A 22,033-nucleotide genomic window follows, 5' to 3' on the forward strand; every position below is an offset into this window, starting at 1 on the left:
GGACCCGACGGCAGCAGCCCCGACCTCAGCGGACCCCGAAGCAGTGGGTGCGACGGCAGCGGAAGCGGACGGGGCAGTGGCGGGAGATGCTGCTGCGGACAGCCGGATGAGCACGGCAGCGGTACGGGCGGCCAGGACGGCGGTGGCCGGTGCGGCAGCCGCCGCTCTCGCGGTGACGCTCGCCGCGTGCGGCGGTGACACGGGCGCGGCCGAGGCCCCTCCGCACGGAGGCGGCAGGGCATCCGACGACGCGGCCCGCAAGGCCGATCCCACGGCCATCCCCGGTGTGGGCGACACCCTGTACGAGCGGATCCCGGAGAAGTCCCGCCAAGTGGTGGCCGTCTACGGCGAAGGAAAGAACTCCGCCGAGGCGAAGGTACGCCTGTTCAGCAAACAGGGGGAGAAGTGGCGGCCGGAGCGTAGCTGGCCCGCGCACAACGGGCGCAGGGGCTGGACGACCGACCACCGCGAGAACGACAAGCGCAGCCCCGTGGGGGTGTTCACGCTCACCGACGCCGGCGGCGTCCGTTCCGCACCCGGTGCGAAGCTGCCCTACACCGCGAGCGCCGCCTTCACCCCGCCCTCGTACTGGCCGAAGAGCACCCGGCACGACTTCGACCACGTCATCGCCGTCGACTACAACCGCGCCAAGGGCACTTCACCCCTGGACCCCACGCGGCCCGTGGGCGATGCCAAGGGCGGGAGCATCTGGCTGCACCTGGATCACGGCAGCGGCACCTCCGGGTGTGTGAGCCTCCCCCGTGAGGGCATGGAGTATCTGCTGCGTACGCTCGACCCGGCCAAGCACCCGGCCGTGGTCATGGGGGACAGGTCGGCCCTGGCTCGCTAGCACGTCCCGTGCCGAGGTACGTCCGCGCCCAGCTCCCGGCTCGAAGCCGTAGCGCCCGGAGATCCGGCGCCCGGCGGCGTCCATCGGATGCTGCGTCCATCGGCTCCGTCCATCGGATGCCCTGTCCATCGGGGTCCATCGGATGTCCCAAGCGACCTCATGGACAAGGGCGTTGGCCGACTCCCCTCAGCGGCAAGAGATTTCAGCAAACTCTTGGAAACGCTTGCGCCGCATCTTGACGTGCACACAAGGACGAAGGCAGGCTCCCTCCCGAACCCCCCACGGCGGCCTGGCGCGTGGCTGCCCTTCCTCGGCACCTCTGTGTCCGACGACGAAGGAGCCGCACGATGATGACGAAGCGTCTGATCTGCGCGAGCACGGCCGCGGTCCTGGCAGCGGGCGGCATCACGGCAGCCACCGCGTGGCCGTCCCAGGCCACGCCGCCCGGAGAGAAGACCGTCACGGCGACGCTGTTCGAGAAGCCGTACGCCGACGTGGGCAAGGAGTGCAAGGACACCCTCGGCCCCGCCGGCTACGGCTACGTCGAGGTCTCCCCGGCGAGCGAGCACATCAAGGGCGACCAGTGGTGGACCTCGTACCAGCCCGTCAGTTACAAGATCGCCGGGCGTCTCGGTGACGCCGACGCATTCAAGAGCATGGTCTCCGCCTGCCACGAGGCGGGCGTGAAAGTGATCGCCGACGCGGTGATCAACCACATGGCCGCCGACTCCGGCACGGGCACCGGCGGCACCGAATACAGCAAGTACGAATACCCGGGCACCTACGGCGACTCCGACTTCCACGCCTGCCGCAAGGACATCTCCGACTACGGCAACCGGGAGAACGTGCAGACCTGCGAACTCGTGAGCCTGTCCGACCTCGACACCGGCAGCGACAAGGTGCGCTCCACCATCGCCGAATACCTGGACGGGCTGAAGGAGATGGGCGTCGACGGCTTCCGCATCGACGCGGCGAAGCACATGTCCGCCGACGACGTGAAGGCCGTCAAGGGCAAGATGGCCGATCCGGGCTTCTGGGTCTCGGAGGTCATCCACGGCGAAGGCGAGGCCGTCCAGCCCGAGGAGTACACGGGCATCGGCGACGTGGACGAGTTCCGCTACGGCAAGCACCTCAAGAGCGCCTTCCAGGGCGGCGACGTCGGCGGCCTGAAGAACATCGCCGAAGGGAAGCTGGGCAGCGCCCAGGCCCGTACGTTCGTCGACAACTGGGACACCGAGCGCAACGGTTCGACGCTGACGTACAAGGACGGCGACCTCTACAAGCTCGCCAACGCCTTCATGCTGGCCCACCCCTACGGTTCGCCGAACGTCTTCTCCGGCTACGAGTGGTCCGACAAGGACTCCGGCCCGCCCTCCGGCGGCGACGGCTGGACGGACATGCACGCCCAGCAGGCGATCACCGGCATGGTCGGCTTCCACAACGCCGTGGGCGACGCCGAGTTGACCGACTGGTGGTCGGAGGGCAGCGCGCTGTCCTTCGGGCGCGCGGGCAAGGGCTTCGTCGCGCTCAACGCGGGCGACGCCGAGACCAAGCGGACGTTCTCGACGTCGCTGCCCGCCGGTACGTACTGCAACGTGGCGAAGGCCGCGCCGGACAAGTGCGACGGCAACACCGTGAAGGTCGGCGACGACGGCAAGGCGGAGGCGACGGTCCCCGCCAAGGGCGTGGTGGCGCTGCACGTGGGCGCCAAGCCGTAGACGGAGACGCGCGGTTGGGGCCTCGGCCCGTCTGGGGCCCCGCCGCGCCCGTGAGCGCGCCCGGTCAAGTCGGCTGGTCGGCCAGCCGGTCAGTAGGCCATCCCGTCAGCGGCCACCCGGTCACTCCGGCCGTGTGGCCCGCTCCAGCTCCATCACCACCGAGCGATAGCCACGCCCGCCCGTCGCGTGGTCCATGCCGACCTCGCACATCCGGTTCGCCGACAGATACGCGTCGTAGGCCCGGGAGTTCACCTCGGCGGCCTCGCGTGCCGTCGCCGAAGCGGTCAGCTCCTTGTGCAGCATGCCCCGGTCGCCCGCGAAGCCGCAGCAGCGCACGTCCACCGGGACGACGACCTCCTCCGCGCACGCCTGGGCCACCTCACGCAACAGCTCGCCCCCGCCGAGGTGTTGCGTGGAGCAGGTCGGATGGAGCACCGCCGACCCGGTACGCCGTACGACCTTCAGCCGAGGCAGCAGCTCCCGTGCCGCCCACGTCACGGAGTCGACGACCGTCAGCCGCTCGTGCAGCTTGCGGTTCGCGGGCGTCAGATACGGCACGACCTCCTCGCCCAGGCCCAGGGTGCAGGACGAGGCGTCGACCACCAGCGGCAGTTCACCGCCGTCCGTCCAGCGCCAGGCCGCCTCCACGATCCGGTTGGCCATCAGCGCGTTGCCCGCCTCGTAGCCCTTGGAGTGCCAGATCGTCGCGCAGCAGGTGCCCGTGACGTCCTCGGGGATCCACACCGGGCGGCCCGCCCGTGCGGAGACGATCACCATGGACTGGGGGAGCGAAGGCCCTTCATAGCCCTCCGGCTCGCCGAAGATGCGGTTGACGCAGGCCGGATAGTAGACGGCGGCCGCGCCGTCGCGGTCGGTTGCGGGCAGCCGCTTCGCCGCCGCGGAGGGGATCTGCGGCAGCCACTCCGGTACGAGGTCGGGGCGTACGGCCTTGCGTGCCGCGCCCGTCAGGGACTCCAGGAGCCGTTCGCCGCGTCGCGGCATCACCTTGCGGCGCAGCCCGTTCGCGGCGGCGACCCCCAACCGTGCCGCGCGCTCGACGAGTTGGAAACGGCGTGCGGCACGCTCGGCGTTGCGCTCCTCACGCGGCGAGTGCCGACGGTGGCGGAAGTCCTTCATCAGCGCGCCGGTGTCGATGCCGACGGGGCACGCCAGGGCGCAGGTGGAGTCCCCGGCGCAGGTGTCGACGGCGTCGTAGCCGTAGCTGTCCAGCAGGCTGTCGTTGACGGCGGATTCGGGGGGCTGGCGCAGCATCTCCCGGCGCAGCACGATGCGCTGGCGGGGTGTGGTCGTCAAGTCGCCGCTGGGACACGTCGGTTCGCAGAAGCCGCACTCGATGCAGGGGTCGGCCACGGCCTCGACCTTCGGGATGGACTTCAGCCCCCGCAGATGTGCCTTGGGGTCGCGGTCCAGCAGCACGCGCGGAGCGAGCACGCCGTCCGGGTCGACGGTCTGCTTGATCCGCCACATCAACTCGGTGGCCTGCTCGCCCCATTCGAGCTGGAGGAAAGGCGCGATGTTGCGGCCCGTGGCGTGCTCGGCCTTGAGTGAGCCGTCGAAGCGTTCGACGGTCAGCTTGCAGAAGTCGTCCATGAACGCGGCGTAGCGCGCCACGTCCCCCTCGTCGGCGGCGTCGAACGCCAGCAGGAAGTGCAGATTCCCGTGGGCGGCGTGCCCGGCCACGGCGGCGTCGAAGCCGTGCCGCTCCTGAAGGCCGAGCAGCGCCTCGCACGCCTCCGCGAGACGCGACGGCGGCACCGCGAAGTCCTCGGTGATCAGTGTCGTACCGGCGGGCCGTGAGCCGCCGACGGCCGAGACGAAGGCCTTTCGTGCCTTCCAGTAGAAGCCGATGGTCTTCGCGTCCCGCGTGAAGGTGTTCGTCACCGACGCCACGGGCGCGACCAGTTCGAGGTCCGCCATCAGCGCCTCGGCGGCCCGCTCCCGCTCCTCCTGCGCCGCCTCGTCGGGCGACCTGAACTCCACCAGCAGCGCCGCTGTCCCCTTCGGCAGCTCCGCCCAGTCGGCAGGCACGCCCGCGACGCTGACCGAGGCGCGCAGCGTATTGCCGTCCATCAGCTCGACGGCCGTCGCACCGGCCTCGTTGAAGCGGGGCACCGCGGCGGCGGCAGCGGCGAGCGAGGGGAAGAACAAAAGCCCCGTGGAGATGCGGCGGTGCAGCGGCAGCGTGTCGAAGACGACCTCGGAGATGAAGCCGAGCGTCCCCTCCGAGCCGACGGCCAGGCCCCGCAGGATGCTCACGGGGGTGTCGCCGTCGAGGAAGGCGTCGAGGCGGTAGCCGTTGGTGTTCTTCAGCTCGTACTTGGCGCGGATGCGGGCGGTGAGCGCCGCGTCCGCCTCGATCTCCGCCTTGAGCGCCAGCAAGCCCTCGCACAGGGCGGGTTCGGCGCGCGCCAGCTTCTCGTCGGCGTCGGGGGCGCCGGTGTCGACGACCGTTCCCGACGGCAGTACGAGGGTGAGGGAGGCGACGGTGCGGTAGGAGTTGCGGGTCGTCCCGGCCGTCATCCCGGAGGCGTTGTTGGCGACGACGCCGCCGATGGTGCACGCGATGGCGCTCGCCGGGTCCGGGCCGATCAGCCTCCCGTAGGGCGCGAGCGCGGCGTTGACCCGCACCACCGTCGTACCCGGGCCGATGCGGGCACGTGCCCCGTCCTCGCCGAGGACCTCGACGCCCGCCCAGTGGCGCCTCACGTCGACGAGGATGTCCTCGCCCTGCGCCTGCCCGTTCAGCGAGGTGCCCCCGGCGCGGAAGACGACCTGGCGGCCGTGCTCACGCGCGTAGGCGAGCACCTTCGAGACGTCGTCCGCGTCCTCGGCGACCACGACGACCTGCGGCACGAAGCGGTACGGGCTGGCGTCGGAGGCGTAACGCACCAGGTCCGAGACCTTCCACAGCACCTTCTCCTCGCCCAGCAGCCGGGTCAGGGCGCCGCGGAGCGGCTGTGGGGTGCCGCTCGCCAGGCCCTCCGGGACACGGTCGTGCGCGGGCACATGACCGGCGTCCGTCAGGGGCCGCAGCGCGCCGTGTCCTGGGTCGAGCAGCGGCATGTTCTCTCCTGGGAGCGCGTACGGACGGAGTCTGCGGCCCATGCTAGAGGCAGCCCGGCGGCCCCGGTCGGGGCCGGATTCCCGGTACGGGAGCGACGGTGCCGGAGCGTAGTCTCGAAGGACCGTGCGGCACCCGGCGTCCGTGCCGTTCCGGTCCCGCGCCGGCGTGGCCGCCCGCCGCCGCACACGCCCCTGCCGCCCCGAGAGCCCGAAGGAGCCCGTTGCACCGCGACATCGAGTGGACCCCGCCGGCGGAGGACGGCCGGGCCGACGGGCCCCCGCCCCGGCAGCTCCGGCGCATCCTGCGCCTCTTCCGCCCCTACCGTGGCCGCCTCGCCGTGGTGGGACTGCTGGTCGGGGCGTCGTCGCTGGTGTCCGTCGCTTCGCCGTTCCTGCTGCGCGAGATCCTCGACGTCGCCATTCCCGACCGGCGAACCGGACTGCTGAGCCTGCTCGCTCTGGGGCTGATCGGCATCGCCGTGATGAGCAGCGTCTTCAACGTCCTCCAGACGTATCTGTCGACCACCGTCGGGCAGCGCGTCATGCACGATCTGCGGACCGACGTCTACGGCAAGCTCCAGCGGATGCCGCTGGCGTTCTTCACCCGCACCCGCACCGGAGAGGTCCAGTCCCGCATCGCCAACGACATCGGCGGCATGCAGGCCACCGTCACCTCCACCGCGACGTCGCTGGTCTCCAACCTCACCGGAGTCGTCGCCACCGTCGCCGCCATGCTCGCCCTGGACTGGCGGCTGACGGTCGCGTCGCTGATGCTCCTTCCGTTCTTCGTATGGGTCAGCAGGCGCGTCGGGAGCGAACGCAAGCGCATCACCACCCAGCGGCAGGCGCAGATGGCCGCGATGTCCGCGCTCGTCACCGAGTCGCTGTCCGTCAGCGGCATCCTGCTCGGCCGCACCATGGGCCGTTCCGACTCCCTGACCCGGCACTTCGCGGACGAGTCCGAACGCCTGGTGGAGCTGGAGGTCCGCTCCCACATGGCGGGCCGCTGGCGGATGTCGACCATCGGGATCGTCATGGGCGCCATCCCCGCGCTGCTGTACTGGACGGCCGGGATGCTCGTCCACTTCGGCGGCCCCGGTTTCTCCATCGGCACCCTCGTCGCCTTCGTCACCCTCCAGCAGGGGCTGCTGCGGCCCACGGTGTCCCTGCTGTCGACGGGCGTGGAGATGCAGACGTCCCTCGCCCTCTTCCAGCGCATCTTCGAATACCTCGATCTGCGGATCGACATCGAGGAACCGGCACGTCCCGTAAGGCTGGAGTGTGTGCGCGGCGAAGTCCGCTTCGAGCACGTCGACTTCGCCTACGGAGGTGAGGGCGCCCCCGCGACCCTGCGCGGCATCGACCTCACCGTCCCGCGGGGCTCCTCGCTCGCCGTCGTAGGAGCCACCGGGGCGGGGAAGAGCACGCTCGGACATCTCGTGCCGCGCCTGTACGACGTCACCGGCGGCCGCGTCCTCCTCGACGGCGTCGACGTACGCGACCTCGATTTCGACACCCTCTCCCGCGCGGTCGGCGTCGTCTCGCAGGAGACGTACCTCTTCCACGCCTCCGTCGCCGACAACCTGCGCTTCGCCAAGCCGGACGCGACCGGGGAGGAGCTGCGCGCCGCCGCCGAGGCCGCACAGATCCACGACCACGTCGCCGCGCTGCCCGACGGCTACGACACCCTCGTAGGGGAGCGCGGCCACCGCTTCTCCGGCGGCGAGAAGCAGCGGCTTGCCCTGGCCCGTACGATCCTGCGCGACCCGCCCGTGCTCATCCTCGACGAGGCCACGAGCGCCCTCGACACCCGTACCGAACGGGACGTGCAGCGGGCCGTCGACGCGCTGTCCGCCGGGCGCACCACCATCACCATCGCCCACCGCCTCTCCACGATCGAGGGCGCCGACCAGATCGTGGTGCTCGACGAGGGACGCATCGTGGAACGCGGCACCCACGCCGAACTGCTCGCAGCGGACGGGCGTTACGCGGCACTGGTACGGCGGGACGCCCGCGCCGCCGGCGCGTCCGCGCCTGGCCCGGGTACGGAGCCCGAGCCGCAACAGGCCTCGCACCCGCAGCCGAGGGAGTCCCTGTCCCCGCAGCACGTCGAAGGCGGCCCGCCCGCGGACCCGGCCGGCGCGCCCGTCCATTGAGCACGCCACTGCGGCCACGCGCCGAGCGCACACCCGGGTACGCCCTGCTCACCCCGCCCTCAACGCTCCGACCTCTCCGGTGCGTTTGAGCTTCTGCCAGCGCATGCGACCGCCGGTCGCGGCAGTGATGCAGGAGTGGATCAGCACGAGGTACATCAACTGCCGGTACACGATCTGCTGAAGCGGCAGCATCAGCAGATACCTGTACTTCTCCCGGTCCAGCCGGAACGCGTAGGCGGTGGACAACAGCTGCACGGCCAGGACGAGACCCCAGGCGGCGAGCGACTTCAGCGGATCGATGAAGATCGCCGCGTAGAGGGTGAAGAGGTCGATCAGCGGTGCGAGGAGCGGCGTGAGTATCTGGAAGAGGACGACCAGGGGCAGCCCCACCCGCCCGAAGCGTCCCGCCTGCCCCCGGTCGAAGACGGACCGGCGGTGCTTCCACAGCGCCTGCATGGTGCCGTAGCTCCAGCGGTAGCGCTGCCGCCACAACTCCCGCATGGAGCCCGGCGCTTCGGTCCACGCCACCGCGTGCTCGGCGTACACCACCCGCCAGCCCGCGCGTTGCAGGGCGATGGTGACGTCCGTGTCCTCGGCGAGCGTGTCCTCGCTCAAGCCGCCGGTGTCCGCCAGCGCCCGGCGGCGGAACGCCCCGACGGCGCCCGGAATGGTGGGCATGCAGCGCAGCAGGTCGTACATGCGGCGGTCCAGGTTGAAGCCCGTCACGTACTCGATGTGCTGCCACGCCCCGATGACGGTTCTGCGGTTGCCGACCTTCGCGTTGCCCGCGACCGCGCCGACGGACGGGTCGGCGAAGGGCTGCACCAGGGTGCGGATCGTCTCCGGCTCGAAGACGGTGTCCCCGTCCATCATCACGACGATGCCCCAACGTGCGTGGGCGATCCCTCTGTTGAGGGCGGCGGCCTTGCCCGCGTTCCGCTGCCTCACCAGCCTGACGTTGCGCAGGGCGAGCGCCTCGACGATCTCCGGGGTGCCGTCCGTCGAACCGTCGTCGACGACGATGATCTCGACCGGATGGGTGCTGCGGGCAAGAGAGGCGACGGTGCCCGCGATGCACTCCTTCTCGTTGTAAGCCGGGACGATCACGCTCACCGGCTCCACCACCTCCGTGCCCCAGCGGAAGCCGCGGCCGTTGCGCTGCCGGTGGTGGCGCCGGGCGAGGACGAGCATCAGCACGGAGCGGCCCAGCACCGCGAGACCGGCGACGGTGAGCCCGACGACCAGGGGCGGCATGGCGAACTCGGCGACGGCGGTCGCCGCGACGAGCGCCCTGCCCTGCCACAACGGGACTCCGGTGACCGGCCTGTGGGGGCTGGGCCGGCGGCTCGCGTCGCTGACGGTGGTGAAGGTGTAGCCCCGTGCCTTCATCTTCTCGATGTACGACGCCAGCGCCGTCACCGTCTGGGTGCGGTCGCCGCCGGAGTCGTGGAAGAGCACGGAGGCGCCTTTGGCGCCCTTCGGGGTGGCGTTCTGGACGATCTTCTCCACCCCGGGGTTCTGCCAGTCCTCGCTGTCGGTGTCCACGAAGGCGCTGGTGTAGCCGCGTGCGCCCAGCCGCCGGTAGACGGGCCAGCTGAAGTCGTCGATGGCGTCGGGCGTGGAGGAGTAAGGAGCCCTGAAGAGCGAGGTGTTGACGCCCGCGGCTCCGGCGAGGGCGAGCTGTGTCTGGGCCATCTCCCGCTCGACGCGGTCCGCGCTCTGGTACGAGAGGTCGACGTGGGTGAAGGTGTGGACGCCGATCTCGTTGCCTCCCTCGACGATGTCCCAGACCGCTCCCGGATAGCGTGCCGTCATCGATCCGACGACGAAGAACGTGCCCGGAACGTCGTACTTCTCCAGTACGGCGAGGATCTTCGGAGTCCACCGCGGATCGGGGCCGTCGTCGAAGGTCAGCGCGATGGTCTTGCGCGGGACGGGGCGGCTGCGTGCCTTGCCCTTGTTGATCCACACCGTGGACCCGCCGTTGAGGATGCGCTCCGGTACCTTCCCGGAGGGGGCGGCGTTCTCCCGCACCCGGTCGTCGTCCCCGAGTTCGGCGTTGAGATAGCCGTCGAAGAGCATCACGCCGACGAGTCCGAGCAGAGCCAGCAGCGCCACGACGGCGCGCGGTCCGAAGAAGGCGGGGCGGCGGGCCGCGGACAGCCGGCCGGGCTGTGCGTGCCGGGCCCGGGTGACGGTGGGGGCCATGCTCAGCGGCCTTCGGCCGAGGACCGGGCGGAGCGTGAAAGCGGCGCTCCGGAGGGGCTGTCGAGCGTCTTCTGGAACGGCTTTCTGGCGCACTGCTTCCCGGGGTGCTTCCGGTGGCCCTGGTGGTTCCGGTCGCCGGGGCGGTTCCTGCACTTCTTGCCGCAGTGTTTGCGGCACGGCTTCGCCGACTGCCTCTCCGAGGACGAACCGGCCGGGCGCGCACCGTCGCCGCCCGGCTCGGACGCGGAGCCCGCGTTCCCGAAGGGGGAGAGCTGAGCAGGAGCGAGCGACGGGCCTCCGACGAAGGCCACGCCGACCATCCCCGCGTACACGAGGACGGCGGCTGCGAAGACCATCCCGGCCCGGCGCAGCAGCAGGGCACGGCGGCCGGTCGAGTCCACGAAGACGGCGGCCGCCGGGTCCCCGTCGTGGTCCGGATTCCCTTGCCGTCCACGGTCGTCGGCGAATGCATGGGTGGGGGAGAGACTCATGCGCGCACACCCTGGAGACCGTTCTTGTGATTTCTCTGTGGGTTCGTCAGACGGCTCACAGAAGTGTCATGGACGGCGCGGGACGAGCACGCGGCCGTGCCCCCGCCGGGTTTCGTGAGCATCCGTTCACACGCGTGTGCCCACATCATTTCTGGGGAGATGACCGCCCATGACGCAGCCCACCGATGCCCCCGGGCCCGCGAAGGCAGCCGGCGAGGCCCCGCCGATGCGCCCGGGCCGCCAACTGCTCGCCGCCTCCGTAGGCAACGCCGTCGAGTGGTACGACTGGCTCGCCTACACCTTCCTCGCCACCTTCATCGCCGACGAGATCTTCCCCGCGAGCGCGGACGACTCCCTCGTCCCGCTGCTGTCGACGTTCGCCGTCTTCGCCGTCGGCTTCTTCATGCGGCCCATCGGGGGGCTTCTGCTGGGGGCCATCGCCGACCGCCGTGGACGCCGTGCCGCGCTGACGGCCACCATCCTGCTGATGGGCGGCAGCAGCCTCCTGCTGGCGCTCACCCCGACCTACGCCGCGGCCGGACTGCTCGGCCCGGTCGTGCTCGTGGTCGCACGGCTGCTCCAAGGGCTCTCCGTGGGGGGCGAGTTCGCCGCCGCCACCACCTTCCTCGTGGAGTCCGCGGGGCCGGGGCGGCGCGGGCTGTTCTCCAGCTTCCAGTACGTCTCCACCACCGTCGGGCAGCTCATCGCCTCCGGTGTCACCGCGCTGCTCGTCGCCCGCGTCGACGACGCCGCGATGCACCAGTGGGGCTGGCGCGCGGCGTTCGTGCTCGGTGCGGTGCTCAGCCTCGTCGGTTTCTGGATCAGGCGCAGCTCGCAGGAGACCCGCAGCGCCGAGCAGCAGGCGGCGCCCCGGCCCAAGCTGTTCGAAGCGCTGCGCACCCACCCGAGGGAGTCGCTGCTGATCTGCGGCATCACCACGGGCGCCACCATCGCCTACTACACCTGGACCTCGTATCTGCCGACGTACGCACAGGTCAACGTCGGCTTCGACAAAGGCGATTCACTGCTGATCGGCACCGTGTCGCTGGCGTTCTTCGCGCTGCTGCAACCGCTGGGCGGCATGCTCTCCGACCGCGTCGGACGCAAGCCGCTGCTGCTGACGTTCTCCGTGGGCTTCGCCGTGCTGTGCGTGCCGCTGCTGAACTCGATCACCGACTCGTTCGCCTCGCTGCTGCTCGTGCAGTGCGCGGGCATGATCCTGCTGACCGGCTACACATCCGTCGCCGCCGCGGTCAACGCCGAGGTCTTCCCCGCGCGTGTACGGGCCTCCGGCATCGGGTTCCCGTACTCGGCGACGGTCGCCCTCTTCGGCGGCACCGCCCCCTACATGGGCACTCTGTTCAAGGAGTTGGGCCGCCCCGGCGCCTTCCCCTGGTATGTGGCGGCGCTGTGCCTGATCTCCGCCCTGGTGTATCTGAAGCTGCCGGAGGGAGCGAAGAAGCCGCTGGAGCGGTAGCTCGACCCCGCACCGCGGGAACCCTGCCGCCCCCAACACCCTTCGCCTCGGCGCCCATTCGTGCCGGGCCGAATCTCTGCCACTTTCGCGGTTCCGGTGCTGCCATGCCCGTATGACCTCCTTCAACCGAGACGGACACGCGGGCACCGGCCCCGGCGAATTCACCCCCGACGGCTGCTCCGTCGACCTGTACGCCCGACTGCCCGGCAACGGCGAGGCGGAGATCGTCGCCGCCGCGCTGCCGCCGGGCGCCACGCTGCTCGAACTGGGCGCAGGCGCGGGCCGGATGACCAGGCCGCTGGTGGCGGCCGGGCTTCAGGTGACGGCCGTGGACGAGTCCGAGGGGATGCTCGCTCATGTGCGTCCCGTCGCGCCGGCCGTGCGAGCGCCCATCGAAGACCTCGATCTGGGGCGCCGGTTCGACGCCGTGCTGCTCGCCTCGTTCCTCGTCAACACCGCCGACGACGCGCATCGCGCCCGGCTGCTGCGTACCTGCGTCCGGCACACCTCACCCGGCGGGCACGTCCTCATCCAGCGGGAGCGCGACGGACTGCACGACAGCCTTGAGCCCGGGTCGAGTTGGAGCCGCGGCGAGCTGACCGTCACCGTCGTCTCCCTCGAACCGGCGGGCGACGGCGCGTCCCGTACGTGCCTCGCATACGACTTCGGGGGAGCACGCTGGACTCAGACGTTCTACTCCCGGAACCTTCCCCGGCCGCGCTTCGAGGCGGCGCTCGCGGAGGCCGGACTCGCCGTGGACTCCTATCTCACCGACGACCGCACCTGGGTGCGCGCCCGCGTCGAGCGTGATCCCGCCTCTCCCACTCCCGCTTCCTCCCCTGCTTCCTGAACGCACCCCGCGACCCCCCCCGGCCCGGGGCGCCGCCCCGACCCAACCCGTGATCCCGCCACCCCGCGCCCCTCCCGCTGAACGATTCGCCGCGCAGCGCCCCGTTCGCGCAACGGATCGCCGCGCACGCGCAAGGGTCCCCCGTTACCGGCCGTCGGCCACGGCTCGTAGGGTCTTGCGCCGTAGCTGATCGACAAGCGAGGAGGCCGCTGCCGTGTTGGACCGGGACACAGGCCCGCACATCCAGAAGACCCCGGACGTGCGGACGGGCGGCGCCGCGCGGCTGATGCGCCGCAAGCCCGTGGAACTGCTCGTCGCCGAGGGCGGCCACGGCGAGGGCGGAGAGCTGCGGCGCAGCCTCGGGCTGTGGCAGCTCACGATGATCAGCATCGGCGCGACCCTGGGCACCGGCATCTTCGTCGTCCTGGGCGAGGCCGTCCCGGACGCGGGCCCGGCGGTGGTCGTCTCGTTCATCATCGCCGGGCTGACGGCCCTCTTCTCCGCGCTCTCCTACGCGGAGCTGGCGGGCACGATCCCCGTCGCCGGCTCCTCCTACTCCTACGCATACGCCACGATGGGCGAGTTGGTCGCCTGGGTGTGCGGCTGGTGCCTGCTGCTGGAGTACGGGGTGTCGGTGGCGGCAGTCGCCGTCGGCTGGGGCCAGTACATCGACGAGCTGCTGCACGGCACGCTCGGCGTGACACTGCCGCAGGCGCTCTCGGCGCCGCCCGGCGACGGCGGGCTCTTCAACGTGCCGGCGCTGCTCGTCGTGGTGCTGGCCATGGCGTTCCTGCTCGGCGGCGCCAGGGAGAGCGCACGGGCCAACACCGTCATGGTCGCGGTGAAGGTCGTGGCGCTGCTGCTCTTCTGCGCCGTCGCCGCCACCGGGGTGCGCGCGGGCAACTACCAGCCCTTCATGCCGCTGGGCATGGCCGGAGTGAGCGCCGCAGGCGCCACCCTGTTCTTCTCGTACATCGGCTTCGACGCCGCGTCCACGGCCGGGGAGGAGGCGAAGGACCCGCAGCGCGACCTGCCCCGCGCCATCCTTCTCTCGCTCGTACTGGTCACCGCGCTGTACTGCCTGGTCGCGGCCGTCGCCGTCGGCGCCACGCCCTGGCAGCACTTCGAGGGCAGCGAGGCGGCGCTCTCCGGCATCCTGCACAGCGTCACCGGGCAGGGCTTCTGGCCGACGCTGCTCGCCTTCGGCGCGGTCGTCGCCATCGCCTCCGTCGTGCTGACGGTCCTCTACGGGCAGACCCGCATCCTCTTCGCGATGTCACGCGACGGCCTGGTGCCCTCCGTCTTCTCCAAGGTCGACCCGCGCAGCGGCAGCCCCCGCGCCAACACCGTGATCGTCTCCGCGTTCTGCGGACTCCTCGCCGCGGCCGTGCCGTTGGGGCGCCTCGCGGACGCCACCAGCATCGGCACGCTCTTCGCGTTCGGCCTCGTCAACGTCGCGGTGATCGTGCTGCGGCGTACGCGCCCGGACATGAGGCGTACCTTCCGGGTGCCTCTCTCGCCGCTCTTCCCGCTGGCCGGGCTGGGGCTGTGCCTGTGGATGATGTTCTCCCTGGACGCCGTCACCTGGCAGGTGTTCGGGCTCTGGATGGCCGTGGGCGCTGTGGTGTACTTCGGCTACGGAATGCGGCGCTCGCGCCTTCGGACCGCGCCGGACGGCACGGCTGCGGCGGCCGGGCCGAAGTCCGCCAGCACGGAGGAGTGACCGGCACGCAGTGACCCTCGACGAACTCGACGAACGCATCGTCCACGAACTCTCCCAGGACGCCCGGCGCTCCTACGCCGAGATCGGCGCCGAGGTCGGCCTGTCCGCGCCCGCCGTCAAGCGCCGCGTGGACAGGCTGCGCGCCGAGGGCGTAGTCACCGGGTTCACCGTGCGGGTGGACCCGGCGGCGCTCGGCTGGCAGACCGAGGGATACATCGAGATGTACTGCCGCTCGAAGACCGGGCCCGAGGACATCCGCCGCGCCCTCGCCCGCTATCCGGAGGTGGCCTCCGCGTCCACGGTCACCGGCGAGGCCGACGCGATGGTGCAGGTCTTCGCCTCAGACATGCGCCACTTCGAGCAGGTGCTGGAACGCATCGCGGGCGAACCCTTCGTGGAACGCACGAAGTCGGTGCTTGTGCTCTCGCCGCTGCTGCGCCGCTACACGTCGGGCGCGCCACGCTGACGTACTGAGCGCGGCGCGGTCCCGGCTGCTTCCGCGCAACGAATCTCCGTACAGGTTCGTATCCACGCAACGGAACGCTGCCGGATGCGCAATGGATCAGTCTTGCCGCCCGTCGCTTTGCGGCCGTACCTTCGAAGTGTTCCCTTGCACGTCCGTATGAGTACGAGCACGAGCGCCCAGGACGGGGCCCGCGCCCCGTCCCCGCCGCCATACGCCCCGACACAGCCCTTGAGGTCCCATGCCGTCGCTGCGCCTCGCCCTACGACAGGGCCCCGCCGGTGCGCCCCGCACCGTGGAGGACGGTCTCGCCGCGCTGGAGTGCGCAGCCCGCGAGGCCGCCGCCGGGGGCGCACGGCTGCTCGTCACTCCCGAACTGTCCCTGACCGGCTACGACCCCTCGGGCGGGATCTGCGCCCGCGCCGAGCCCGCCGACGGCCCGTCCGCCCGCGCGGTCGCACGCATCGCTGCCGCACACGGCGTCGCAGTCGTCTACGGCTATCCCGAACTCGACCCCAGCACAGGGGAGTTGTACAACTCCGCCGCCCTCGTCGGACCGGACGGCACCCACCTCGCGGACTACCGGAAGACACATCTCTACGGCGACTACGAGAAGCGCCGCTTCACCCCCGGAGAACGGCTCGTCGTACAGGCCGAAGTGGACGGCGTCCGCGTCGGATTGCTCGTCTGCTACGACGTGGAGTTCCCCGAGGCCGTACGCGCCCACGCACTCGCGGGCACCGAACTGCTCGTGGTGCCCACGGCGTTGATGCGTCCGTACGACATCGTCGCGGAAACCCTCGTACCTGCCCGTGCATGGGAGAACCAGCTCTATGTGGCGTACGCCGACCGCACCGGCCGCGAGGGGGAGTTCGACTTCGCCGGGCTGAGCGCTCTCGCCGCCCCCGACGGCAGTGTGCCGCTGCGGGCCGGACGCGACGCGGCGCTGCTCCTCGGCGAAGCCGACACGGATCTGCTGCACAAGTCACGTACGCAGAACGGCTATCTCGACGACCGGCGGCCCGAGCTGTACGCGACCGGCTGAACGCAGCCGACTGAACTCACCGGCGGCCGACGGGACTTCACTCCCGTCTTCACTGCCCAGACCCAACCTCCCCCAGCCACCACGCGCAACGCGCCCGCCTGCGCTCGCGCGCCCCCGACCCCGGAGAGGAGTACTGCGCCGATGACGTCCACGGTGCCCACCGCCGTACACGAGGACCAGCTTCACGACGACGCCGCCGGGAAGCCGCCCACCATGTCCGGGCCCGACTTCCCGTTCGCCTACGACGACTTCCTCGCCCACCCCGCGGGCCTGGGCTCCGTACCCGCCACCGAGCACGGCACCGAGGTCGCCGTGATCGGCGGCGGACTCTCCGGCATCGTCACCGCGTACGAGCTGATGAAGACCGGCCTCAGGCCCGTCGTCTACGAGGCCGACCGGATCGGCGGGCGGCTGCGCACCGAGCGCTTCGAAGGCTGCGAGGGCGAACTGACCGCCGAGATGGGCGCGATGCGCTTCCCGCCGTCCTCGACTGCCTTCCAGCACTATGTCGACCTCGCCGGGCTGGAGACCAAGCCGTTCCCCAACCCCCTCGCGCCCGCGACCCCTTCGACGGTCGTCGACCTCAAGGGCCGCTCGTACTACGCCCGTACGCTCGACGACCTGCCGCCCGTGTTCCACCAGGTCATGGACGCCTGGAACGCCTGCCTGGAGGAGGGCGCCGAATTCTCCGCCATGCGGCGGGCGTTGAGGGAACGCGACGTGCCGCGCATCCGGGAGATCTGGTCGCGGCTGGTGGAGAAGCTGGACGACCAGACCTTCTACGGCTTCCTCTGCGCCTCGAAGTCCTTCGCGTCCTTCCGGCACCGTGAGATCTTCGGGCAGGTCGGTTTCGGCACCGGCGGCTGGGACACCGACTTCCCCAACTCCATCCTGGAGATCCTGCGCGTCGTCTACACCGGCGCGGACGACGACCACCGCAGCATCGTCGGCGGCAGCCGCCGACTGCCGCTGCGCCTTTGGGAGATGGAGCCGGACAAGCTCGTCCACTGGCCGCACGGCACCTCGCTGGCCTCGCTGCACGAGGCGGGCGAGCCCAGGCCCGCCGTGACCCGTCTGCACCGCACCGCGGGCAACCGCATCACCGTCACCGACGCATCGGGCGCGATCCGCACCTACCGGGCAGCGGTCTTCACGGCCCAGTCGTGGATGCTGCTCAGCAAGATCGACTGTGATGACGAGCTGCTGCCCATCGACCACTGGACGGCGGTGGAACGCACCCACTACATGGAGTCCTCGAAGCTGTTCGTGCCCGTGGACCGGCCGTTCTGGCTCGACGAGGCCGTCGACGACAGGGGTGAGCCGACCGGCCGCGACGTGATGAGCATGACGCTCACCGACCGCATGACGCGCGGCACTTATCTGCTGGACGACGGCCCGGACCGGCCCGCCGCGATCTGCCTGTCGTACACGTGGTGCGACGACAGCCTCAAGTGGCTGCCGCTCGACGCCACGGAGCGCATGGAGGTGATGCTGAAGTCGCTCGGTGAGATCTACCCGGACGTCGACATCCGCAGCCACATCACCGGCAGCCCCCTCACGGTCTCCTGGGAGGACGAGCCGTACTTCATGGGTGCCTTCAAGGCCAACCTCCCCGGCCACTACCGCTACCAGCGGCGCCTGTTCACCCACTTCATGCAGGACGACCTGCCCGAGGACAAGCGCGGCCTGTTCCTCGCCGGGGACGACATCTCCTGGACGGCGGGCTGGGCGGAGGGCGCGGTACAGACCGCGATCAACGCCGTATGGGGAGTGCTCCACCACCTCGGCGGCGGCACCGATCCGTCCAACCCGGGACCCGGCGACGTGTACGACGAGATCGCGCCGGTGCTGCTGCCGGAGGACTGAGGGACGGCCCGGCGCGGCTCCCGCCCGGAACCCGTGCGCGCACGGGCGCCGGGCGGGAGGCGACGGCGGGGCGAAAGCCGGCCCTGGATGCGAAACCTGGCGGCGTCACATGCCCGCTGCCCGGATGGCCGAGTACAACTCCCTTGCCGCGTCCATCAGTTCAACCGCGTCGCGAGTCGAGTTCTGGAAGTCGACGATCGACTCGTCGACGCCTGCCGCCACGCCCTCCGCGAGGTCCTCGACGATCTGCGCCACACTGCCCTGGTGCGGCCTGCGGTCGCGGCCCAGCGGCTTGTCGGTGATCTGCACCCCGCACCGCTGCACGACGGTGAGGGAGTCGGGGTCGCGGCCGTGCCCTTCGGCGAGTTCGCGGAGCCTGGCACGGTTGCGGGCCACGACCTCGGGGGTCGCCAGGGAGGGCGCCCAGCCGTCCGCGCGGCGCGCGATCCGGTCCAGGGTGCGGGTGTTGCTCGCGGCGAGCAGCAACGGGATACGGCCGCCCGGCGGCTTGGGCCCCACATCGGAGGGCGCGATGCGCGTGCGTGCCCCTTCGTGCGCTGAGGTGCCGGGGCTCCACACCGTCTCGCACACGTCGATCGTCTCGTCCAGCAGCTCACCCCTGCGGGCGAAGTCGGAGCCCGCGGCGGCGTATTCGTCACGCGACCAGCCGGTGCCCAGGCCCGCGACGACGCGGCCGCCGCTGGCCGCGCTCAACGTGGCGAACATACGGGCCAGTTCGAAGGGCGCGTGCAGCGGAGCGACCAGCACCGACGTGCCGAGACGCACCCGGCCGGTGACGGCTGCCGCCTGTGCGAGCGTGACGAACGGGTCGGCGACATGGCGGAAGGTCTCCGGCCAGGGCCTGCCGTCGATGCCGTACATGCCGTCGACCGGTTCCTCCGGCACCAGGGTCCGCTCGAAGACCCACAGACTGTCGAAGCCGAACTCCTCGGCCTCCCGGGCCACCGCCGTCACGTCGCGGCCCGACGCAAAGTGCTTCATCTGCGGCAGCCCCAGGCCCAGTCGCAGCGTCATGTCTCCTCCGTACGGATCGTGTGTGGGGGCGGGGACTCGCGTCCCGTCCTGCAAGACTGCCCTCTTCCGCCTCCGCGACCCCTCTCGTCACGGCGCTCACGGCGCCTGCTCACTCGGGTCACGCTCCCTGGGCTCATGCGCAGCGCGGCGGCAGCGGCGTCAGCAGACACCGCCCGGTCATTCCGGTGCCCGCGTCGAGCCGCTCGGTGAACTCCCTTGCCAGCTCGGGCAGTTCACGCAGACCCCACAGCGCGCGAAATGCCATCCAGGCCCCGCCGCGCGCCATCTCCAGGCTCCAGGAGCCCACGAGATGCGTGAGCGGGTCGGCGGCGTCGAGGAGGTCCGGGCCGGGCATCAGCTCCTCGCGGATGCGCTCCTCCAGCAGTGTCAGCAGATCGCCCACACGCTCGAAGTCGCCCTCCAGCTCCTCGGGTCGAGCCTGCCGTGCCCGGCAGGTGGCGAGCAGCGAGAGCGGAAGATCGTGCCCGACATGGGCGTTGATCCCCGCCAGGGCGAACTGGAGGGGATGTACCTGAGGATGGTGGCGCAGCCGGAACAGCGGGCGCCAGCACGCCGGAGCACGGCTGCCCGCCCGCAGCGCGCCGACCGCCGCCAGATAGCGCCCGGCGAAGCGCACACCCAGCTCCCCTGCCGAGTCACGGTCGCTGAACCAGCCCGATTCCACGTGCTGTTGGAACTCCCGCGTCACCGTGAGATAGACGCGGTTGAAGACGGCGACGCCGTCTCCGTACGGCAGTTCGGCGGCGATGCCGCGGAGGCTGTGCACGACGGAGCGCAGCCCGCCGTGGGGACGGGGCCGGATCGGACGAGACTGGCGCGGCCCGGGCCCGTCCCGGAGCGGCGTACGTTCGGCTGACGTCATGCGGGCAGCGTGACAGCCCGGGTGGCGCGCGGCGGCGGACACGACAGCCGGGGCGCCCGGACGGAGGACCCCGGGGCCGTCGGGGACGCAGGGACGTGGGGTACGCCAGGGCACGGTCGCCGCGGTCGCGGGCCCGGGTCCGGAGAGGCGGTCGGGTCGGCTGGGTCCGTGGGCCGTTCCAGGGAGGCGGCACACTCGCTCCGGCGCCGTGTCCCGCGCGGGGCCCCGATCAGGCCCCTCAGTCGGGCCGCCCTGGCCCGCTTCGAAGTCCCGTGCGCTCAGGGCGACTCGGGGGCCGCGGCCGAGGCGTCCTCCATCTTGGCGGAGGCGCCGCCGGGAACGCCCGAGGCCGTGGTGCGCGCCTCCGTACGCAGCATCCCCGCCCCCAGCACGAGCCCCAGCAGCAGCACGGTGACCAGCCCGAACGACACGGAGAGCGACGTGGCCTCCGCGATCCAGCCGACCGCTGCGGGAGCAGCGAGGCCCGAGGCGTACGCCAGAGTCGCGACGCCCGCGATCTCCTGACCGGGCGAGGAGGAGGGGATTCGGCCCGCGGCGGCGAAGCACAGCGGCACCACCACCGCGACGCCGATGCCGATGAGCGCGTAACCCGCGATCGCCAGCGCGGGAGTACGGGCGATCACCACCAGCGCACCGCCGACGGCCGCCGTCAGACCGGACGCACGCACCGTACGCACCGGCCCCAGCCGCCGTACCACGGCGTCGCCCAGGAGCCGGGCGACGGCCATCGTGCACGCGAAGGCGGTGAACGCCGAGGCTGCCAGGCCCGGATCGGCATGGGTGACATCACGCAGATAGATGGCGGACCAGTCCATGGAAGCGCCCTCGGCGAAGACCGCGAAGAAGCCCATCAGCCCGACGGTGAGGGCGGCACGGCTGGGCAGCGCGAAGCGCGGCGGCTCCTCCTTCTTCGTCTCTGCGCCTTCGCTCTCGCCGGTCCCGGTCCCGGTGCCGGTCCCCGTCCCGGCCTCGGCGGCGGCGGAGGTCTCGCCCCCGGCGGCGGTCCCGGTCGCGGTCCGGGCCGCGTCCTTCTCCGCGGTGCCTTCCCCTACGTCCAGCGCCCAGCGGGACGCGACGACCGCGATCACCGCCAGCACCGGGGCCACCAGCCCCAGATGGACCCTGCCGTCCATCCCGGTCTCCGCCGCGAGGGCGCCGCCCGCGCCGCCCAGCAGCGTGCCGACGCTCCACATGCCGTGCAGCCCGGACATCACCGAACGGCCGTAACGCTCCTCGATCTGCACGCCGTGCGAGTTCATCGCGACGTCCATCAGGCCCAGGCCGCACCCGTAGACGAAGAGGATCACGCACAGCCACACCAGCCCGGGGGAGAAGGCGGGCAGCGTAAGACCAACGCAGCACATCACCGACAGCCACGCGAGAGTGCGGCGCGGGCCGTAGCGGTGCGCGAGCCGCGCGGACAGCGGCATCGCGGCGGAGGCGCCGACGGTGAGGAACACCAGCGCCATCCCCAGCCAGCCGTGGCCGAGTTGGAGATGCTCCCGGATCCACGGGATGGCCGTCGCGAAGCTGCCGCTCACCCCGCCGTGCACGGTGAAGACGACGGAGACCGCGACCCGTGCCCGGCGGGTGGCGCCCTCGATGACGGTCTGCTGCATGTACGGGAATCCTCCGGCCTCTACATACTGCGGGCGGCCGTCGGCCGCCGTGGTCGGTTGTCTCCGCGGGCGCCTTCCGGCATCACCCGCGCCCGCGCCCGTACCCCTTCGGCCTGCGCGATCCGGGCCACTGTACGGGGGGCCGTACGCACCCGAACAAGGGGTTTTCGCAAGGCATTTGCAAGCGGCTGAAACTCCTCGCACAGCCGTCGACACGTGCGAAGCACCACCGTGCACGCACTGTGAGTGAGCCCACAGGCCGTGCGGCCGCCGGGGGCCCGGCACCGTGGCAGACTGGTCGCGTACCAGTGACGTCAGCGCACTCCGGGGTCGGTGAAAGTCCGAACCGGCGGTTACAGTCCGCGACCCGGTCGCCTCCAGCGGCCGGTTGACCAGGTGAAACTCCTGGACCGACGGTGAAAGTCCGGATGGGAGGCAGTGCGCGGCGGACCGTGACCGGTACACCGCCGAGTCGGCGGGCGTCGTCGTGCTACGCACGGCAGACGCCTCCTTCCGTCCCGCGGTGCCCCGGCTCGACGGTCCG

Annotated in this window: 15 protein-coding genes and 1 riboswitch; of the genes, 9 read left to right on the forward strand and 6 right to left on the reverse strand. The window is 71.4% G+C overall.

Annotation, left to right across the window (positions count from 1 at the left end; genetic code table 11):
* Window positions 1-106 precede the first annotated feature (106 nt).
* Both MMA15_RS27045 and MMA15_RS27050 read left to right on the forward strand, forming a co-directional pair.
* Window positions 107-850, forward strand: coding sequence for a L,D-transpeptidase family protein (locus MMA15_RS27045; protein WP_241062783.1), 744 nt, complete (start codon window positions 107-109; stop codon window positions 848-850).
* 350 nt (window positions 851-1,200) lie between these two features.
* The gene (locus tag MMA15_RS27050; protein ID WP_241063520.1) at window positions 1,201-2,568 is read left to right on the forward strand and encodes an alpha-amylase; all 1,368 of its coding nucleotides are present in this window, start codon (window positions 1,201-1,203) and stop codon (window positions 2,566-2,568) included.
* A gap of 120 nt (window positions 2,569-2,688) precedes the next feature.
* Here MMA15_RS27050 and MMA15_RS27055 read toward each other — a convergent pair whose 3' ends face one another.
* Window positions 2,689-5,652: an FAD-binding and (Fe-S)-binding domain-containing protein gene (locus MMA15_RS27055; protein ID WP_241062784.1), complete on the reverse strand. Its 2,964-nt coding sequence runs from the start codon at window positions 5,650-5,652 to the stop codon at window positions 2,689-2,691.
* Window positions 5,653-5,873: 221 nt separating this feature from the next.
* On the opposite strand from MMA15_RS27055, the gene MMA15_RS27060 reads away from it, so the two are divergent.
* Entirely contained in the window at window positions 5,874-7,808 is a 1,935-nt protein-coding gene (locus tag MMA15_RS27060) for an ABC transporter ATP-binding protein (protein WP_241062785.1), read from the forward strand.
* A 48-nt stretch (window positions 7,809-7,856) separates the two neighbouring features.
* Here the strand turns inward: MMA15_RS27060 and MMA15_RS27065 are convergent, their stop codons facing one another.
* Both MMA15_RS27065 and MMA15_RS27070 read right to left on the reverse strand, forming a co-directional pair.
* Window positions 7,857-10,016: a bifunctional polysaccharide deacetylase/glycosyltransferase family 2 protein gene (locus MMA15_RS27065; protein WP_241062786.1), complete on the reverse strand. Its 2,160-nt coding sequence runs from the start codon at window positions 10,014-10,016 to the stop codon at window positions 7,857-7,859.
* 2 nt (window positions 10,017-10,018) lie between these two features.
* Entirely contained in the window at window positions 10,019-10,507 is a 489-nt protein-coding gene (locus MMA15_RS27070) for a hypothetical protein (protein ID WP_241062787.1), read from the reverse strand.
* A 169-nt stretch (window positions 10,508-10,676) separates the two neighbouring features.
* Between MMA15_RS27070 and MMA15_RS27075 the strand changes: the two genes are divergently transcribed.
* From MMA15_RS27075 to MMA15_RS27100, 6 genes are all read left to right on the forward strand, one after another.
* Window positions 10,677-11,984, forward strand: coding sequence for an MFS transporter (locus MMA15_RS27075; protein ID WP_241062788.1), 1,308 nt, complete (start codon window positions 10,677-10,679; stop codon window positions 11,982-11,984).
* A gap of 112 nt (window positions 11,985-12,096) precedes the next feature.
* Window positions 12,097-12,834 carry a class I SAM-dependent methyltransferase gene (locus tag MMA15_RS27080; RefSeq protein WP_241062789.1) on the forward strand — a complete coding sequence of 246 codons (738 nt, stop codon included), beginning with the start codon at window positions 12,097-12,099 and terminating at the stop codon, window positions 12,832-12,834.
* 286 nt (window positions 12,835-13,120) lie between these two features.
* On the forward strand, window positions 13,121-14,557 hold the full coding sequence (locus MMA15_RS27085; RefSeq protein ID WP_372498378.1) for an amino acid permease: 1,437 nt from the start codon (window positions 13,121-13,123) through the stop codon (window positions 14,555-14,557).
* Window positions 14,558-14,567: 10 nt separating this feature from the next.
* Entirely contained in the window at window positions 14,568-15,023 is a 456-nt protein-coding gene (locus MMA15_RS27090; protein ID WP_241062791.1) for an Lrp/AsnC family transcriptional regulator, read from the forward strand.
* A gap of 238 nt (window positions 15,024-15,261) precedes the next feature.
* Window positions 15,262-16,065 carry a carbon-nitrogen hydrolase family protein gene (locus tag MMA15_RS27095; protein WP_241062792.1) on the forward strand — a complete coding sequence of 268 codons (804 nt, stop codon included), beginning with the start codon at window positions 15,262-15,264 and terminating at the stop codon, window positions 16,063-16,065.
* A 141-nt stretch (window positions 16,066-16,206) separates the two neighbouring features.
* Window positions 16,207-17,931 (forward strand): flavin monoamine oxidase family protein, encoded by a 1,725-nt coding sequence (locus MMA15_RS27100; RefSeq protein WP_241062793.1) that lies wholly within the window; start codon window positions 16,207-16,209, stop codon window positions 17,929-17,931.
* 105 nt (window positions 17,932-18,036) lie between these two features.
* On the opposite strand, the gene MMA15_RS27105 is transcribed toward MMA15_RS27100, so the two are convergent.
* The 3 genes from MMA15_RS27105 to MMA15_RS27115 form a co-directional block, all read right to left on the reverse strand.
* Window positions 18,037-18,966 carry a TIGR03619 family F420-dependent LLM class oxidoreductase gene (locus MMA15_RS27105; protein WP_241062794.1) on the reverse strand — a complete coding sequence of 310 codons (930 nt, stop codon included), beginning with the start codon at window positions 18,964-18,966 and terminating at the stop codon, window positions 18,037-18,039.
* Window positions 18,967-19,099: 133 nt separating this feature from the next.
* A complete protein-coding gene (locus MMA15_RS27110) occupies window positions 19,100-19,849 on the reverse strand; it encodes a DUF5995 family protein (protein WP_241062795.1) in 750 nt (249 codons plus the stop codon).
* 278 nt (window positions 19,850-20,127) lie between these two features.
* Window positions 20,128-21,489, reverse strand: a complete 1,362-nt coding sequence (locus MMA15_RS27115) for an MFS transporter (RefSeq protein ID WP_241062796.1) — start codon at window positions 21,487-21,489, stop codon at window positions 20,128-20,130.
* A 315-nt stretch (window positions 21,490-21,804) separates the two neighbouring features.
* Window positions 21,805-21,935: riboswitch (FMN riboswitch) on the forward strand.
* The last annotated feature ends 98 nt before the right edge of the window (window positions 21,936-22,033 follow it).

It is taken from the genome of Streptomyces marispadix (assembly GCF_022524345.1).
Lineage (GTDB): Bacteria > Actinomycetota > Actinomycetes > Streptomycetales > Streptomycetaceae > Streptomyces > Streptomyces marispadix.